The sequence below is a fragment of the Bradyrhizobium ontarionense genome (genome assembly GCF_021088345.1).
In the GTDB taxonomy this organism is placed as follows: domain Bacteria; phylum Pseudomonadota; class Alphaproteobacteria; order Rhizobiales; family Xanthobacteraceae; genus Bradyrhizobium; species Bradyrhizobium ontarionense.
This window is the reverse complement of the sequence record NZ_CP088156.1, coordinates 4,515,661-4,532,218: the sequence shown is the minus strand read 5'-3', so window position 1 is coordinate 4,532,218 and position 16,558 is coordinate 4,515,661. Positions and strand designations below refer to the sequence as shown.

Genomic DNA, 16,558 nt, shown 5'->3' with positions numbered 1-16,558 from the left:
CCCCACTCTCTCCACTCGTCATTCCGGGATGCGTGCGAAGCACGCAGGCCCGGAATCCATAACCCCGATCGGGCGTATGGATTCCGGGCTCGCGCTCCGCGCGCCCTGGAATGACGGAGACATTTCTTCGAATTTCCAACGCGAGTGACATCCCATGAACTTCGATTTCTCCGACGACCAGAAGCAGCTGCGGGATCAGGCGCGGAAATTCCTCGCCGAGAAGTGCCCGCCCAAGGCGGTGCGCGTCGTGCTCGACGGCAACGAGCCGTATGACCGCGCGCTGTGGAAGGGCTTTGCCGAGATGGGTTTTCTCGGCGTCGCGATTCCGGAGGAGTATGGTGGCGCAGGTGCTGGCCATCTCGAGCTCTGCGTCATCGCCGAGGAGGTCGGCCGCGCGCTGGCGCCGGTGCCGTTCTCGTCCACGGTCTATCTCGCCGCGGAAGCCCTGATGCTGGCCGGCAGCGACGCGCAGAAGCAAGCCTGGCTGCCGAAGATCGCGAGCGGCGAAGCGATCGGCACTTTGGCGCTGTTCGAGGGTACCGGCAATCCGTCGCCGAAGGCGATCAAGCTGGAAGCCGTCAACGGCGTGCTCAACGGCGTCAAGAAGCCGGTCGCCGACGGCGCCATCGCTGATCTCATCATCGTCGCCGCGCGCACCGCCTCGACCGGCCGCGACAGCGATATCTCGCTGTTCCTGGTCGACGTGAAGGCCGGCGGCATCGAGGCCAAGGCGCTGACCAATCTCGATCCGACGCGCGGCCAGGCCGAGCTCACCTTCACGAACTGCAAGGCGGAGCCGCTGGGCGCCGCCGGCGAAGGCTGGAGCATCATCACGGAGGTGCTCGACCGCGCCGCGGTGCTGACCGCGTTCGAGCAGGTCGGCGGCTCGGATCGCGCACTGGAGATGGGCCGTGACTACGCGCTGGATCGTATCGCCTTCGGCCGGCCGATCGGCTCGTTCCAGGCGGTCAAGCACATCCTCGCCGACATGTATGTCTCTGCTACGCTGGCGCGCTCCAATTGCTACTACGGTGCCTGGGCGCTCTCGACCAATGCGCCTGAGTTGCCGGAGGCCGCGGCGTCGGCGCGCATCAGCGCGACGCAGGCCTATCAGCATTGCGCCAAGAACAACATCCAGGTCCATGGCGGCATGGGCTTCACCTGGGAGTTCGACTGCCACATGTACTACCGTCGCGCCAATGCGCTCGCGCTCGGCCTCGGCAGCCTGTCCTATTGGGAAGACCAGCTGATCGACCGCATGCGCAAGCGCAATGCGGCGTGAGTCAACGCGAGAATCCGTAGGGTGGCAAAGCGAAGTGTGCCCACCAACTGCGGGCGAGGATTGGATTGGTGGGCACGGCGCGTTGCGCCTTTGCCCACCCTACGACAGCAGAGGCTTGCCGATGAACTTCGATGACACTCCGCAGGAGGCCGTGTTTCGCGCTGAGGCCCGCGCCTGGATCGTCGCCAACGCGCCGAAGCAGTATGAGGACGAGCTGCGCGCGTCCTCGCTCGGCCGCATCGCGCTGAAGAACGCCGACATCCTCGACGTCGCCAAGGCCTGGCAGAAGAAGAAGGCGGACGCCGGCTGGGCCTGCCTGCACTGGCCAAAGGACTATGGCGGTCGCGGCGCCTCGCCGATCGAGCGCGTGATCTGGCAGCAGGAGGAGGGGCCATTCGGCAAGCTCTCCGGTCTGTTCATCATCGGCCACGGCATGTGCGGTCCGACCATGATGGCCTACGCCTCGGAGGAGCATAAGCGGCAGTATCTGCCGCCGCTCGCCTCGGGCGAGAAGGTCTGGTGCCAGCTGTTCTCCGAGCCAGCGGGCGGCTCCGACGTGGCCGGCTTGCGCACCCGTGCCGAGAAGCGCGGCGACGAATGGGTGATCAACGGCCAGAAGATCTGGACCTCGGGCGCGCATTATTCCGACTACGGCATCCTGCTGACGCGCACCGATCCGACCGTCCCGAAGCATAAGGGGCTCACCATGTTCTTCCTGGACATGAAGAGCCCGGGTGTCGAGGTGCGTCCGATCAAGCAGGCGAGCGGTCATTCGGACTTCAACGAGGTCTACTTCACTGACGTGGTGATTCCGGATTCGCAGCGGCTGGGCGCCGTCAATGACGGCTGGAACGTCGCGCTCACCACCTTGATGAACGAGCGCATGTCGATTGGCGCCGGCGTCGCCACGGGCGTTCCGGAGCTGTTCGCGTTCTGCTCCAACCTGATGCTGGACGATCGTCCCGCGATCGAGGACCGCAATGTGCGCTCGAAGCTCGCACATTGGGCGGTCAGAGCGAGCGGGCTCAAATACACCAGCCTGCGCGCCATCTCGGCGCTGTCGAAGGGCGAGCGGCCGGGACCCGAGAACTCGATCGGCAAACTGGTCGCCGCGCCGATGATCCAGGACGTCGCAGCTTACGCGCTCGATCTGCAGGGCGCGGCAGGTGTGCTGAGCGGCCCGGAGGCCGAGCTTGCCGGCAAATTCCAGGCGATGTTGCTGCGTGCGCCGGGCACCCGCGTCGAAGGCGGCACCGACGAGATCATGCGCAACATCATCGCCGAACGCGTGCTCGGCCTGCCCGGCGATGTCAGAGTCGACAAGGACGTGCCGTTCAATCAGGTGCCGACGAAGGGACGCGCGTAGTTATCGTCATTGCGAGGAGCCGAAGGCGACGAAGCAATCCAGCTCTTTGCGTGCGGCTCCTGGATTGCTTCGCTTCGCTCGCAATGACGCGGAGATTGCCTCTCGATCTTTGCCACTAAATTGAGGTTGACCATGAACTTCGACGACACCCCGCAGGAAGCCGCCTTTCGCCAGACCGCGCGCGCCTGGGTCGCGGCCCATGCGCCGAAGGAGCTGGAGGCGGAGCTGGCGAGCTCCTCGCTCGGGCGTATCCGGCTCAAGCATGCCGACATCGTCGAGGTCGGCAAGGCCTGGCAGAAGAAGAAGTCCGGCGCCGGCTGGGCCTGCCTGCACTGGCCGAAGGAGTATGGCGGCCGCGGCGCCACGCCGATCGAGCGGGTGATCTGGCAGCAGGAGGAGGGCGTCTATGGCAAGCTGACGCAGCCGTTCCAGATCGGCGAGGGCATGTGCGGGCCGACCGTGATGGCCTATGGCAGCGAGGCGCACAAGCGGCGCTATCTGCCCAAGCTCGCCTCCGGCGAGGAGATCTGGTGTCAGCTGTTCTCCGAGCCCGCCGGCGGCTCCGACGTTGCCGGCCTGCGCACTCGCGCCGAGAGGCGCGGCGGCGAATGGGTCATCAACGGCCAGAAGATCTGGACGTCGGGCGCGCATTACTCGGACTACGGCCTCTTGATCACGCGCACCGATCCCAACGTGCCCAAGCACAAGGGGCTGACGATGTTCTTCCTGGACATGAAGAGCAAGGGGGTCGAGGTCCGCCCGATCAGGCAGGCCAACGGCATGCAGGAGTTCAACGAGGTCTATTTCACCGACGTGGTGATTCCAGAGTCCCAACGCCTCGGCGCGGTCGGCGACGGCTGGAACGTGTCGCTGACGACCTTGATGAACGAGCGCATGTCGATCGGCGCGCGGCTCGCCACCGGCTTTCCGGAGATGTTCGAGTTCTGCGCCAACCTGATGACCGAGAACGGGCTTGCGATCGACGATCGGGCGACGCGCTCGAAGCTCGCATCATGGGCGGTGAAGGCGAGCGGACTCAAATACACGAGCTATCGTGCGATCTCGGCGCTGTCCAAGGGCGAGCGTCCGGGACCGGAAAACTCGATCGGCAAGCTCGTCGCCGGCACTATGCTGCAGGACATCGCGACCTATGCGATGGATCTCGAAGGCGGTGCCGGCGTCCTTGCCGGTGCCGACGAGGAGGTGAGTCAGGGCCAGTTCCAGCAGATGTTGTTGACCTCGCCCTCGATGCGCATTGCCGGCGGTACCGACGAGATCCTGCGCAACATCATCGCCGAGCGCGTGCTCGGCCTGCCCGGTGACATCCGGGTCGACAAGGACGTGCCGTTCAACAAGGTGCCGACGAAGGGGCGGAGCTAATTGCCCCCGGAATGACGAATGTGGACGGCGAGCGCAACGTAAGCGCCTCCAGGTCGAAATGTACGGAAGGTCGTAATGACATCAGCAGCGCCGAAGTCAGAGCAAGATCCCATCTCCATCCTCGAAGACCTGATGGCCGCGCGTTTCTCTTGCCGCAGCTTCCGGTCCGAACCGGTCGCGCGCGCGACCATCGAGCGCATCCTGACGGCGGCGCAGAAGACCGCATCGTGGTGCAACAGTCAGCCCTGGCGGATCGAGATCACGTCGGGCGGGGCGACCGAGTCGTTCAGGAAGCTCATGTACGAGGCCGCGTCCAGCGGCCGGCCGCCGTCAGGCGATTTCGCCTTTCCGCGGGAATACCGTGGCGTCTATCTGGAACGCCGGCGCGAGAGCGGCTTCCAGCTCTACAGCGCGCTCGGGATTCCGCGGGGCGACAAGGCTGGCTACGCCATGCAGGCCTTGGAGAACTACAACTTCTTCGGCGCACCGCATGTCGCGATCATCCACAGTGACGAGGCGCTCGGCACCTATGGGGCGATCGACTGCGGTGGCTACGTGACGAACTTCATGCTGGCGGCACAGGCGCTCGGCGTCGCCACGGTACCGCAGGCTGCGCTGGCCTTTCATTCCGACGTGGTGCGAACGTATTTCGGTCTTGGTGACGACCGCAAGGTCGTCTGCGGCATTTCGTTCGGCTATCCCGACCCGGGCCACAAGGCCAACTCCTATCGGACCAGCCGGGCGTCAATTGCGGAGACCGTGCGTTTCAAGGACGAGTAGTGCGGGCGATCAGGCGCGACAGGAGTTCCGCTATGCAGAACTCGGCGCGTCGGCACGTCGCATTTCCGCGCGAATTGCGGAGCGACTTGCCAGGGCTGATGCGGCGAGTTGAAGTTCCGCAGACATATTAGTCGACGTTCGATTCGAAATCGACTTCCATTCAAAGCTGCCCTGGAATCAAAGGTTTGCAATCAAATTTTGCCAGTGCTCATCGTTACAAGGCTTCGCAACCTAACGTGCGGCCGTTCGACACCAACTTCAGCAGCGGAACATTAGTGACTGCTGTTCGTCGACTTGGGCGTGCATTTTTCCTTGAGCTCGTGGGCTTCAAGCAATGATATTGACAAAATCCTTTCTAACATTTTGAGTTGCATCGCCCGAGCGTCGACGATGCAGAATTGCAGGCGCTCGATGATCTTCTCGATTGAAGGTTCAGTCACGGTTCAAAACCCGAAGTGTCAGCTATGGATTCCATGAACACGCCGCCCAGCCTGCGCGCCCTCGAGGTGGATGAGGCGACGCTCCTTGGTCATCGCCTCCTGAAGGCTTTTCACAAGCTGAGGCTGACGCGGCACCGTGAGCAGCTCATTGTGCTGGCTGAACGGCTGGTGGCAGATGAAGAAAGATTTCCGGCAGGGCCTGGCGGCTGACGTCTTCGAGGCCTTGCCATGTCAGCGTCGGCCGCGTCAGGCCGATCTGAGTGCACAGCGATTTCCAGGTCGTGTCATCGCAATCAACGAGAACGGCCATCACCGACATCCCGTCCATCATGTGAGGAACCCCTAGAGGTCGCGCTTTCCAGCCGCACTTCTCGAAGCGCGGCAGCCACCAGGTTTCAAGCACGATGGAGAAGCCGGTGAGCCCGATCGAGATGCCGTATTCCATGATCGCGGTCAGCAGAAGCATGTCGATCCGCGGACCGGCATGCTCGCCGCGGCGTTCCGGGATTACGAAGACGCGAGACAGCTCGTAGACGTCAGGACGTCGCACGGTGCCGCGGAGATTGAGATAGGGGAAGATGTCGCTCATCAGCGTCGGCAGCACCGTCGGCACCGCGCGCATCGCACCGATCAACCGACCCTTGTCGATGCAGAACAGATAGACGGCATCTTCTGTGTCGAACTGGTCGATCTCGCGCCCGTCGGGCCGGTCGAGCGCCATCCATTTGCGCTGCTTGACGTAGATCTCGTGGCGCAGCCGAAAATACGGATCGAAGTATTTCTCATACAGCGAGCGATTATCTTTTCGAACGACATGAATCTCAGGCATCGAAACCCCCGGTCGTCTGAATCAATTTGGGGTTTACAGATTGCCGATGCGGTTCGATTGATCCAGTGGGAAAAACGCCAGATCAGATCGAGATCTCGCCGTTGACAAGAGCGGTCGCAACCGTCGCCGTCTTGTTCTTGGTTGCAAGCTTGCGCTGGGCCTCTTCGAGATGCCAGCGGACGTTGCGCTCGGAGACGCCGAGGATGCGCGCCGTCTCCCATGCCGTCTTGCCGCGCGCCGCCCAGCACAACACTTCCGCTTCGATCCTCGACAGGCGTCGCTGCTGGTTGACGGCGGTGGAGCGCGCCAGCGCCCGCAGCCTGCTGTGGGTGAAGATGCTGATCAGATGCAGTGCCCCCCTCGCATCGGGCGCGAGGTTCGGATGCTCGCCTGCGAGGCTGACGGCGCCGACCGCGTCATCGTAGTGGATGGGCACGCAGAAGCCTTCGTTCAATCCGAAGTCCCGCGCCCGGGTCATGACTTGATGCGCACCCGGCTCGTCGTCGCGGTCGTAAGGCACTTCCGACCACGCGAAGGGATTCAGCGTCGAGAGGCAGTGCCGCGGTATCGGATCGTGGCGGTGAAACTGCTGCCGCGCATACATGTCGAACCATTCCCGCGGCCAGCCATTGGCCAGGATGGTCTGCTGCAGCGATTGGCCCGGAGTCGGCACCCCGGCCATGATGTAGGCGTGAAAGCCGAGATCGCCGATCATCTTTTCGAACTGGGAGAGTACGTTCGCGCCGGTCGTCGATGCTTCGATTGCATCGACGTAGTCCAGAGCCCGTCGTCCCCAATACGCGTCTATCACTTGCATGTGAAAGTCTCCGCCCACGGCCAAGCTAACTGCGGACAGAAGGCTGTCAACCGCAAATTGGAGGTTTACATCGATAGTTCGTCGAGCGTGTGCCGGCACACCGATTGGATACAGTACGCGGTATGCAAGATACGGCAGGCCGAGGCCGGCGTTTACGCTGAAAATTTCGGCATTCGCCTCTCTGCAAACGATTTCATGCCCTCGCGAATCTCTCCGCCGCTCATGCTGTCCCGATGCCTGCGGCGAGCAGCCGCATCGTCGAGGGCTCCGCGCGCAAATTCGTTAATGGCGCGTTTCATGCCACGCATTGCGACCGGCGCATTGCCGGCCAGCACCGTCGCCAGGCGATCGACCTCAGCATCCAGCGCGGTGCCGGCCACCACCGCTGTGAGGTAGCCGATGCGCAGCATCTCGGCGGCGCCGATCTTCTCCGCAGTCAAGAAGAGACGTTTGGCATTGTCGATGCCAAGGCGCGACACGTAGCGCTTGATCCCGTCGGGGTAGTAGTGGAGGCCGAGCCGCGCGGCGGGCATGAACATCTCGGCGGTGTCGGTCCCGATGCGAAAATCGCACGCCAGCGCCAGGTCGGTCGAGCCGCCATAGACCCCGCCATTGATCCGGCAGATGGTCGGCAGGGCCAGGTCTTCCAGCCGGTTGACCACGTCTTCGAACGACGGGCCGGAGTGTCCTGCCGGGCTCGCGTCGGGCGCCGCGCCGATCGCGCCGAGGTCATAACCGGCACTGAAGGCGCGCCCGGTGCCGGTCAGAACGAGCACGCGCAACGTCGTGTCGGCCTCGACGCGGTCGAACAGCGCGAGCAGCGCGGGAAGATCTTCCGGCTGCAGCCGATTCAGATGGCGTGGCCGGTTGAGGCGGATCGTGGCGCGCACGCCGTCGATGGCGAGGAGGGGCGTGCTGGCGGCCTCCTCGACCTGCGTGGTCCGTCCGTCGGTCATGTCCTGTTCTCCATTGCTCGGCGTTGCGCCTCGGCATCGATGCTCTGCGCCAGGTCGGGATGCCGCGCCATCAGCACGCGGAAGTCCACGAGGTCCAGAACCAGCAGCTTGGAAAGCGTCGTCGTGCTGATGTTGGCCGAGCGCAGGTTGTTGCCAAGCAGCGCCATCTCGCCGAAGAACGCGCCCTCGCCCAGCCGGACCTTCTTGCCGGGCAGGTCGACCTCGACTTCCCCGGACGCGATGAAATACATGCAGTCGCCCGGCTGGTCCTTGCGGATGACGCTCGTGCGCGGCGGCAGGTCGATGGTGCGCAGCATCTGCGTGACGTCGGCGATCGTCGAGGGCCCGAGGCTCGCGAAGAACGGCACCCTGCTGACCGATTCCCACGTCTTGAGAAAATTGTCGCGACGGGTCTCCGCAGCGAAGCCGGTCGCCAGGATGCCGGTCCACAGACCGAACACGCCGAGGCCCGAGATCATCACGGAGGCGGCGACCAGGCGCCCCAGCGGCGTGATCGGCACGACATCGCCATAGCCTGTCGTGGTCAGGGTCGCTACGGCCCACCACAGCGCCGACGGAATGGTGCCGAAGGTGGCCGGCTGCTCCTCGTGCTCCAGCACATATTCGGCCACCGAGCCGAGGAACAGCACCAGCAGGAACAGCACCAGCACGGACAGCAGCGGGCGCGCGTCGACGACGAGCACCCGCCGCAACTGCCGCAGTCCGGGGACGCCGGGGATGACCTTGACCACCCAGGTGACCGCCAACAGCCAGGCCGCGCGCGGCTCGGTGCCGAGCAGGAGCGCGGCCGGGACGGCCACCGCGGAGACCGTGTCCAGCAGGCCCCGGCCCGACAGCAGGTAGGCTGCAGGACGGTGCGTCCGTGCGGCATGGTGAACCCGGACGGCCCATTCGAAGACAAAAAAGGCAAGGCATCCCCACAACAGGGCGATGATCCAGCGCCGGGCGACCTCATAGGCCGCGTCCACCGTCAACAGGATCATGGCGGCCATGCCGAGCGCCACGGCCACGTAAGCGGCCCTGGTCATGTTTCGTCCGGCGGTTGCCGTGAGGAACGTCGCCAGGACGGGGAAGTGCTGCGATTTGGCCATGGACACGGGGCGCCTGTCGTGGAAGCCGCAGAAGGCGGCGGCGGCAAAGTGCCCCGGGCAGGGAAGGCCCGTCAACGATGCCGAGCGGCGTCATCAGGCCGGCCCGACTGATCCGCTCCGAGCAGGGAATTTTTCGTTCCCGACTCGAATACCGGTTCAAACGTCGCCTGTTCGCCGTATATCAGAAGCCGGCATGGACGCGTTAAATCAGCTGCAGCAGGCCGGAACCGAGCGTCCGCTCTCTGCATCCAAGAGTCTGGTTGATCCCGATGGATACCTCACACCTGGTCGAACATGCAGGCGCCGCCGGCAGCCTCTTCGCCTCGATCTTCGTGGTCGCCACGCTGTCGATGCGGACGATGATTCCGCTGCGGGTTTTCGCGATCCTGACCAACATCGTGCTGATCGCGACGGCACTGCCGATGCACAACTATGCGGTCGTCGTGCTCCATGGCGTGCTGCTGCCGCTCAACAGCTACCGGCTCCACCAGATGCTGCAGCTGGTCCGCGACGTGAAGCAGTCGGTCAACAGCGACCTGTCCATGGAATGGCTGAAGCCATTCATGACGGAGCGCAAATGTGGCCCCGGCGAAGTCCTGTTCTACAAGGATGAAAAGGCCGACAGCATGTACTACATCGTCAGTGGCCGCTTCCGGCTGGTCGAGTCCGGCATCGAATTGCCGGTCGGCGCCATCGTCGGCGAGTTCGGAATGATTTCGCCGTCCAATACGCGCACACAGACGCTGGAATGCGTCGAAGGCGGGCTCATCCTGTCGGTCTCGTATGACCAGGTCGAGCAGCTTTACGTCCAGAATCCGGCTTTCGCCTTCTACTTCCTGCGCCTGGCCAGCGCCCGGCTGTTCCAGAACATCGAGACGCTCGAGCGGCGGCTGGCCCAGCAGACCGCCGCGGCGCCCGCTGCCGTGGCCAAGTCGGCGTGACCCGGGGAGCCATAGCGGCGGTGGAAAGCGTTCGGTCGTCGCTGCGATACCTGCTCGCCGACTTCATCGGTGACGACGATCGCGAGCAGCCTTTCCTTCCCGACGGCCTGCCGGACGCGGCCGCTCCGGTCGTCAGCGAGGGTATCCACCTGCTGATGGAGTATCAGGGGGCCGGCTACGCACGGCTCTATGTCGATCGCATCAGGCGGTTCGTGCGGCGATCGAACGTCGACCCCGCCATGCTGTGTCAGATCGCGCAGTTCCTGGCCGCCCGCATGGCCTACGAGGATCCGATCTGGATTGCCCAGCTCAAATTGTTCGAGCCGCACACGAGCCGGAGAGAGGGCGGGCGCGAGAGCGACGACGTCAGGAGGTTCCGGCTCGACGAGCTGATCGGCGTGCTGCCGCAGGCATTGGCCGATTCGCTGCTCGCCGGCTTCGAGCAGATCGGCTGGCTGGGACGCCGGCGGCTCAAGGCCCGCTTCTCGAGCCGATCACGGCTTTCGGTCCGCCGTCTCAGGATGCTGGCCGGCCTGCGCCGCTGGCGGCTGCAGTCGGTGCGCTACGCCGAGGAGCGCGCCTGGGTCGAGCGATGGCTGCACATGATCGCACGCGCGCTGGACAAGCAGCCTGCCGCGGCCTCCGCGGTCATCGCAACGGCAACGATGATCCAGGGGCAGGGCGACGGTTATCGCCAGGGTCTGGCCGATTGGCATGCCATCATCGATGGGCTGGCCAAGCCCACCTTCGACGGTGTGCTGCCGATCGCCGATCTCTCCACTGCCATCGCGGAGGCGCGCGCCGCCGCAATGCCCGATCCACGACAGGCCGCCCTCAAGCGAGCCGTCGCGCAGATCCGAGCCCGGGCCCTGGCGCCGAACAGCAACGCTGCGGAATGAGCTCGGCGCGGAGGCGGCTCCCGGCGAGGAGATGCGCGCGCCGCGGCGGTAACCTTACCCCTCGCAGGGCGGTACGGAAGGGTAGCGGAGTGCGATTCAAGGTTCCCTTTCGCGTGCAATTCGCCACCGGAGATGTCATAAACGACGTATACGCGTCGAATTGGCCGGGTATTCTCATCAGATTGCGCTGAACGCCTCCAGTTCCCGGTGCGTCCAAGGGTTAGTCGTAGCGAGAGCGTCAGCTTTGTCTTTTCCCTCTTTGTCGTCGTCGATCCCGGTTGGTGCGCTGGTCGGCTGGATGCTGCTGCTCACCTTCAAGCACATCATTGGCGATTTCGTTCTACAGAACGCCTGGATGGCCTATGGCAAGGACCAGCGGAAAGGTTGGGCCCTGCCGCTTCTGGTGCACTGCCTGATCCATCTCGCAGTGGCCATGGTCCTGATCCTGATCGTCGCGCCGAAGTTCTGGTTCGTTGCCGTGGTCGATTTCGCCATTCACATCACGATCGATCGCATCAAGGGCATCTGCTCGTCCCGCTTCGGCGTGAACGTTGAGCATCCCTGGTTCTGGACGCTGATCGGTGTCGACCAGGCGCTGCATCACCTGACCGGCTTCGGACTGTCGATCTTCATGGCTGCGAACGGCTGAGTTCCGTATCGGGCCACCTTTGCGAATCGGTCCGGCCCGTAAGAGTCCCGTGTCGAGCCGATGCTGAGGCGGCCGTTCGGTTTGGTTAACCGAGCGTTAGCGATTTGCGCTGCATCGTCACGTCATGGGGATCAAAACGATGCTTCCAAGCAGTAATGCGTTCGACGGCGACTCCTGCCCGGTCGGTGATGAGCTCCTCGGGGAGCTCTATCGCGCCGACGCCAACGGGCTGCCCGCTCTCGTCGAAAGCGTCTCCGCCGACGTCAGGGCCATGCTGGCGCTGTTCTGCTACCGGCGGAAGCATCTGCATGCGCTGGCGCTCGCGATTGCCTCCACCTGCAGCGAGCATGATCTGCAGCAGTTCGGCGGGCGCGTGGGTATGGCGCTCCATGCGCAGTCTCGCGGTGGCCGATCGAGCCCGGCGGGAGCGTCGTCCAGCCGCAAGCCGATCTCGCTCTCGACCAAGCCACTGTCGGTGATCAAGCCGTTCGAGGACGATCTCGACGACAGCCTCGAGCCGTTCACCGCCTGATTGATGGACTGATCTCTCCGCGGCTCGCTCAGGCGAGCGCGGGAAGTCCAAACTTGCGCCGGGCCATCGCGCATTCGGCATCGCCGGGCATGCAGGTGCGGCAGACGTCGGGGCGCAGCGCATAGATGCCGCACGCGGTCGCTTCGCCGATCCGCCCCCGAAGCGCACAGCAGCGGTCGCCGTCGCAGCGCATCCCCGACAGCCGGTCGTTGACGAGCTCCGAAGGAATGAGGTCGAGCGCGGCATCCTCCTCGATGGTGAAGCGCGGCCAGTTCGACGAATAGGCGCAGCACGCGCCGCAGGCTTGGCACGGGCTGGCCGCGGCGGCGGGATCATCAGACATCGGTTCAGACATCGGTTTAGACATCGGTTTAGACATCCTTGGGAACCTCCCAGACCAGGCTGCGCCGCCATTTGGCGCGCAGCGATTCCCGCCGCTCCGGATATTTGTCGTCGAGATAGTCCGCGTCGACCACCCGATCGGTGCGGAAGCTGCGGAAGTCGCGGCGCAGCTCGCACCAGGCGGCGAGGATGCGCACCGCGTCGTGATAGCCGATCGCGATCGGCCAGATCACGCGCTCGCTGTCGCGGCCCTGCTCGTCGCGATAGCGCAGCTTGATCTTGCGGCCCTCGTGGATCTGCGAACGCGTGCGTGACATGTCGATGCGGTCGGGCTCGCGGCTCCAGGGCCGCGGCGCGCGGCTCGCGGGCTCCAGCACGAACGGCCGCAGCCGTTCCGGCACGGTGTCGGCGATCTTGGCCATCAGATCCTCTGCCGCGCGCGCCAGCACCGGGTCGGCGTTGACAGCCACCCATTGCGCGCCGAGCACCGCGGCCTCGATCTCGTCCGGCGTCAGCATCAACGGCGGCAGATCGAAGCCCTTCTCCAGGATGTAGCCCATGCCGGCCTCGCCCCTGATCGGCACGCGCTGGCCGATCAGGGTGGCGATGTCGCGATAGATCGTGCGCTTCGAGGTTTCGAGTTCGGCCGCGATCGCGTCGGCCGTCAGCGGCCGTCGCGTGCGTCTCAGCACCTGGATGATCTGGAACAGCCGGTCGGCGCGTCTCATGGTTCGTCCTGCATGGGCCAGGCCCCCCGCCGATGCTGACAGGATGCTGGCAGCAGCCCGTCTTTATACCGGGCCAACACTGCATTGAAGGGGTGATGTCGATGATGATGCTTTATGGCCTTGGCCTTGCCACCACGCTACTGCCGCTGCTGCCACCATGGTGGCAGCAGCATCTCGCTAGCTTCCGGCGTCTGCTGAGGAAGTCGGGAGTGCTGTCATGATCACGCTGTTCGGTTTGGGTGCGGGCTTCGGCCTGCCGGAGATCAGCCCGTTCGTCACCAAGACCGAGGTTCAGCTCAAGATGGCGGGCATCGCCTTTCGGAAACAGCGCGCGATGCCGCCATCGTCGCCCAAGGGGCAGTTGCCCTTCATCGACGATGGTGGCGAGCTGATCGCCGATTCGACCTTCATCCGCGCGCATATCGAGCGCAGACATGGTTTCGACTTCGATCACGGGCTGGATGTGCGATCGCGGGCGCAGGCGTGGGCGTTCGAGCGCATGATCGAGCACCATCTGTATTTCGCGCTGGTCGGCGCGCGCTGGGTCGATCCGGTGAACTTCGCCAAAGGACCGGCGCATTTCTTCGACGGCGTGCCGGCGGACAAGCGTGAGAAGCTGCGCGAGGACGCTCAGTTCCGCGTCGCCGAGAACTATCTGATCTCCGGACTCGGGCGACATGCCCCGGACGAGGATGTCGATCTGGCGGCGCGCTCGCTCCGCGCGCTGTCGGTGCAGCTCGGTGACAGGCCATATCTGATGGGGGACCGTCCGTGCGGCACCGACGCTACGGCGTTCGCCGTCTTGGCCGGCATTCTCACGCCGTTCTTCGAGTCCGAGATGCGCCGGCGCACCGAAAGCTTCGCAAATCTCGCGGCCTATGCCGATCGCATGATGGCGCAATATTTTCCGGCGTTCGACTGGAGCCGGGCGCGCGAGGCCGCCTGAGCTGGTGCATCACAACCACCGTCATTCCGGGGCAAGGCCGCAGGCCTTGAACCCGGAATCTCGATATTGTCTTGCGTTCCAACCATCTCCAGATTCCGGGTTCAATCGCCCGTCCGCAGCCGCTGCGCGACTGCGAACGGACGATTGCCCCGGAATGACGACCAAGGCGCCGCCCCGTGCCTTCCTGTATCGCCGGAGAACTAGACAGAGGGCGCAGCTTCACCCTTCAATCTCGCCAGCTCAGCCTCGAGCTCGGCAATGCGGGTGTCGCGGACCGCCAGGGCCTCCGCGACATCGGCGGCGTCGAACTTCTGCGGGATGTGCTGCGGGCAGTTGGTGTCCCAGGCTTCGATCGTGAACAGGATCACCTGCTCGGGACGCGCCTTGTAGCCCTTCGGCATCAGGGACTCCGTCAGCGCCGCATCGTCCTCAACCACGCGTGCGGTGCCCCAGATCTTCACGCGCCGCCGATGGGCGTAGTCCATCACGAAGATGTAGGCGCGCGCATTCTCCGACAGGTTGCCCTGCGTGATGTATTGCCGGTTGCCGCTGTAATCGGCGAATGCCAGCGTATGACTGTCGAGCACCTTCAGAAAGCCCTTCGGCCCGCCGCGATGCTGGATGTAGGGCTGGCCGTCAGCCGAGGCGGTCGCGAGATAGAAGCTCGTGGCCTCGGCGAGCCGGGCTGCGAGATCCGCGTCGACCTCGTGGCGCCAGCCGCGGCCCTGCTCCATGCGGGCATAGCCCTCGCGGGATCCCTTGCGCCTCTGGATGTCCTTCACGGCCGGTGAGAACGCGACATCGGCGGGCGCTTTGATGGCTGTCTGGGTCATTGCAATGACTCCTTGTCGATGCGGCAGTGACTGCCGCCGTGCCCGGAATATGGTCCGGCCCGCCGCTGGAAATAATCGGGACAGTTGACACTTGATCATTGCAAGTGTTGCAATAATCCCATGGACCGTATCGACGCCATGCAGGCTTTCGTCACCGTCGCCGAGCTCAACGGCTTTGCGCCCGCGGCGCGCCGGCTCAAGCTGTCGCCGTCGGCGGTGACGCGTCTGGTCGCCGCACTCGAAGAACATCTCGGCGTCCGTCTGCTGCAGCGGACGACGCGCTCGGTGACGCTGACGGACGCCGGGCGGCGTTATCTCGAACGTATCAGGCGCATCCTGGCCGATCTCGAGGAGGCGGAGCTCGCCGCGGAGAGCGAACGGCTGCAGCCGGCCGGGCGGCTCGTGGTCTCGGCGCCGGTCGGCTTCGGCCGCCTGCATGTCGGCCCGGTGATGTCAGCCTATCTGAGCCGCTACCCTGACGTCTCGGCCGAGCTGCGTCTCGAGGATCGCATCATCAATCTGGTCGAGGACGGCATCGACTGCGCCGTGCGCATCGGCCATCTCGGCGATTCCTCGCTGGTTGCCCGCCAGGTCGGAAGCATGCGGCGGATCGTGGTCGGCGCGCCCTCCTACTTCAAGGCGCAGGGCGAGCCGCGGACGCCGGAGGCGCTGGCCAGCCACCAGACCATCCAGTTCGGCCCCGCGGCCGACTGGCGCTTCGTGAAGGAGGGCCGTGAGCTGAGGATCGCGATCAGCCCGCGCCTCGTCACCAACAACGCCGACGCGGCGATCCAATATGCCGAGGCCGGCGGCGGAGTGACGCGGGTGCTGGCCTATCAGGCCGCGGAGGCGCTGCGCAGCGGCCGCCTCAAGCGCGTGCTGGAGAAACATGAGCAGCCACCGCTGCCGATCCACATCGTGTTTCCGAGCTCGCGGCTGCTATCGGCCAAGGTGCGCGCCTTCATCGATCTGGTCACCACGACCTGCGACTGGCGCTTCGGCTGACGTCAATTCAACTCCGCCACAACGACCGTCATTCCGGGGCAAGGCCGCAGGCCTTGAACCCGGAATCTCGACATTGTCTTGCGTTCATTCCTGATAATCTCGGGATTCCGGGTTCAATCGCCAACGCGCGGCCGCGCATTGGCGACTGCCCCGGAATGACAGCGGTTGTGGCGCGTCAAAACGAGTCCGTCACTCCTTCTTCGGCACCACGCGGAACGTCGCATTCGCCCGTGCGATCACGGTCTCGTCGGCGAGCACCAGGCTCTGCGCGAAGCAGACCGTGCGCCCGCTCCGGATCACGTCGCTCTCGACGCTGAGCCACTGCCCGGTCCCGGCGCTGCCGACATAGTCGACCGCGAGGTTGATCGTGACCAGCGACACCTTCCAGCCGAGCGCCTGGGCGCAGCTATAGCCCATCGCATTGTCGGCCAGCGATGCGATCAGCCCGCCATGGATCAGCCCGCGCGCGTTGGTGTGCGGTGTAGCCAGCCGCAGGCCGAGGATGACGGCCTTGTCCGTCCTCTTCGCATAGAGCGGCTCCCAGGGGTCAGTGAAGGGGCTGCGTCGGAAGTGCGGTTCGAATCCGGCGGGAATGGTGCTCATGCGCGTCTCGATCGTTCTGGTGATGTCGCCAATGAACGACGGTCGCGTGGGTTTTGCACCGCCAACAAAGTTTCAAACACCATCTGTAACGTCGAACGCTGGATGACCGCCGTGGTGA

Annotated in this window: 18 protein-coding genes; 10 read left to right on the top strand and 8 right to left on the bottom strand. The window is 64.6% G+C overall.

From position 1 onward, the window contains the following. Window positions 1–154 precede the first annotated feature (154 nt). The 4 genes from LQG66_RS20115 to LQG66_RS20100 all read left to right on the top strand — a co-directional run bounded on the left by LQG66_RS20115 (window position 155) and on the right by LQG66_RS20100 (window position 4,808). Window positions 155–1,282 carry an acyl-CoA dehydrogenase family protein gene (locus tag LQG66_RS20115; protein WP_231317425.1) on the top strand — a complete coding sequence of 376 codons (1,128 nt, stop codon included), beginning with the start codon at window positions 155–157 and terminating at the stop codon, window positions 1,280–1,282. A gap of 121 nt (window positions 1,283–1,403) precedes the next feature. After that, on the top strand, window positions 1,404–2,648 hold the full coding sequence (locus LQG66_RS20110) for an acyl-CoA dehydrogenase (protein ID WP_231317424.1): 1,245 nt from the start codon (window positions 1,404–1,406) through the stop codon (window positions 2,646–2,648). Window positions 2,649–2,780: 132 nt separating this feature from the next. Beyond that, a complete protein-coding gene (locus LQG66_RS20105) occupies window positions 2,781–4,028 on the top strand; it encodes an acyl-CoA dehydrogenase (protein ID WP_231317423.1) in 1,248 nt (415 codons plus the stop codon). Between the two features lie 132 nt (window positions 4,029–4,160). Continuing rightward, window positions 4,161–4,808, top strand: coding sequence for a nitroreductase (locus LQG66_RS20100; RefSeq protein ID WP_231317422.1), 648 nt, complete (start codon window positions 4,161–4,163; stop codon window positions 4,806–4,808). 585 nt (window positions 4,809–5,393) lie between these two features. Here the strand turns inward: LQG66_RS20100 and LQG66_RS20095 are convergent. From LQG66_RS20095 to LQG66_RS20080, 4 genes are all read right to left on the bottom strand, one after another. Then, window positions 5,394–6,077: an acyl-homoserine-lactone synthase gene (locus tag LQG66_RS20095; RefSeq protein WP_231317421.1), complete on the bottom strand. Its 684-nt coding sequence runs from the start codon at window positions 6,075–6,077 to the stop codon at window positions 5,394–5,396. 82 nt (window positions 6,078–6,159) lie between these two features. Further along, window positions 6,160–6,894 (bottom strand): helix-turn-helix transcriptional regulator, encoded by a 735-nt coding sequence (locus tag LQG66_RS20090; protein WP_231317420.1) that lies wholly within the window; start codon window positions 6,892–6,894, stop codon window positions 6,160–6,162. Between the two features lie 152 nt (window positions 6,895–7,046). Then, window positions 7,047–7,850 carry an enoyl-CoA hydratase/isomerase family protein gene (locus LQG66_RS20085; protein ID WP_231317419.1) on the bottom strand — a complete coding sequence of 268 codons (804 nt, stop codon included), beginning with the start codon at window positions 7,848–7,850 and terminating at the stop codon, window positions 7,047–7,049. After that, window positions 7,847–8,962, bottom strand: a complete 1,116-nt coding sequence (locus LQG66_RS20080) for a cyclic nucleotide-gated ion channel (RefSeq protein WP_231317418.1) — start codon at window positions 8,960–8,962, stop codon at window positions 7,847–7,849. The genes LQG66_RS20085 and LQG66_RS20080 overlap by 4 nt, the downstream gene beginning before the upstream one ends. 269 nt (window positions 8,963–9,231) lie before the next feature. Between LQG66_RS20080 and LQG66_RS20075 the strand changes: the two genes are divergently transcribed. From LQG66_RS20075 to LQG66_RS20060, 4 genes are all read left to right on the top strand, one after another. Beyond that, the gene (locus LQG66_RS20075) at window positions 9,232–9,903 is read left to right on the top strand and encodes a Crp/Fnr family transcriptional regulator (RefSeq protein ID WP_231317417.1); all 672 of its coding nucleotides are present in this window, start codon (window positions 9,232–9,234) and stop codon (window positions 9,901–9,903) included. 20 nt (window positions 9,904–9,923) lie between these two features. After that, a complete protein-coding gene (locus tag LQG66_RS20070) occupies window positions 9,924–10,802 on the top strand; it encodes a DUF6537 domain-containing protein (protein ID WP_231317416.1) in 879 nt (292 codons plus the stop codon). Between the two features lie 298 nt (window positions 10,803–11,100). Next, window positions 11,101–11,451, top strand: coding sequence for a DUF3307 domain-containing protein (locus LQG66_RS20065; RefSeq protein ID WP_231327864.1), 351 nt, complete (start codon window positions 11,101–11,103; stop codon window positions 11,449–11,451). Window positions 11,452–11,590: 139 nt separating this feature from the next. Then, a complete protein-coding gene (locus tag LQG66_RS20060) occupies window positions 11,591–11,983 on the top strand; it encodes a hypothetical protein (protein WP_231317415.1) in 393 nt (130 codons plus the stop codon). Between the two features lie 28 nt (window positions 11,984–12,011). Here the strand turns inward: LQG66_RS20060 and LQG66_RS20055 are convergent, their stop codons facing one another. Both LQG66_RS20055 and LQG66_RS20050 read right to left on the bottom strand, forming a co-directional pair. Further along, entirely contained in the window at window positions 12,012–12,326 is a 315-nt protein-coding gene (locus LQG66_RS20055; protein ID WP_231317414.1) for a YkgJ family cysteine cluster protein, read from the bottom strand. 28 nt (window positions 12,327–12,354) lie between these two features. Further along, window positions 12,355–13,053 (bottom strand): helix-turn-helix transcriptional regulator, encoded by a 699-nt coding sequence (locus tag LQG66_RS20050; protein WP_231317413.1) that lies wholly within the window; start codon window positions 13,051–13,053, stop codon window positions 12,355–12,357. Between the two features lie 217 nt (window positions 13,054–13,270). Between LQG66_RS20050 and LQG66_RS20045 the strand changes: the two genes are divergently transcribed. Beyond that, a complete protein-coding gene (locus LQG66_RS20045) occupies window positions 13,271–13,999 on the top strand; it encodes a glutathione S-transferase family protein (protein ID WP_231317412.1) in 729 nt (242 codons plus the stop codon). A 200-nt stretch (window positions 14,000–14,199) separates the two neighbouring features. Here LQG66_RS20045 and LQG66_RS20040 read toward each other — a convergent pair whose 3' ends face one another. Further along, on the bottom strand, window positions 14,200–14,832 hold the full coding sequence (locus tag LQG66_RS20040) for a pyridoxamine 5'-phosphate oxidase family protein (protein ID WP_231317411.1): 633 nt from the start codon (window positions 14,830–14,832) through the stop codon (window positions 14,200–14,202). A gap of 120 nt (window positions 14,833–14,952) precedes the next feature. Here LQG66_RS20040 and LQG66_RS20035 point away from each other — a divergent pair, with 120 nt between their 5' ends. After that, window positions 14,953–15,837, top strand: coding sequence for a LysR family transcriptional regulator (locus LQG66_RS20035; RefSeq protein WP_231317410.1), 885 nt, complete (start codon window positions 14,953–14,955; stop codon window positions 15,835–15,837). A 189-nt stretch (window positions 15,838–16,026) separates the two neighbouring features. On the opposite strand, the gene LQG66_RS20030 is transcribed toward LQG66_RS20035, so the two are convergent. Continuing rightward, window positions 16,027–16,440: a PaaI family thioesterase gene (locus LQG66_RS20030; RefSeq protein WP_231317409.1), complete on the bottom strand. Its 414-nt coding sequence runs from the start codon at window positions 16,438–16,440 to the stop codon at window positions 16,027–16,029. Window positions 16,441–16,558 lie beyond the last annotated feature (118 nt).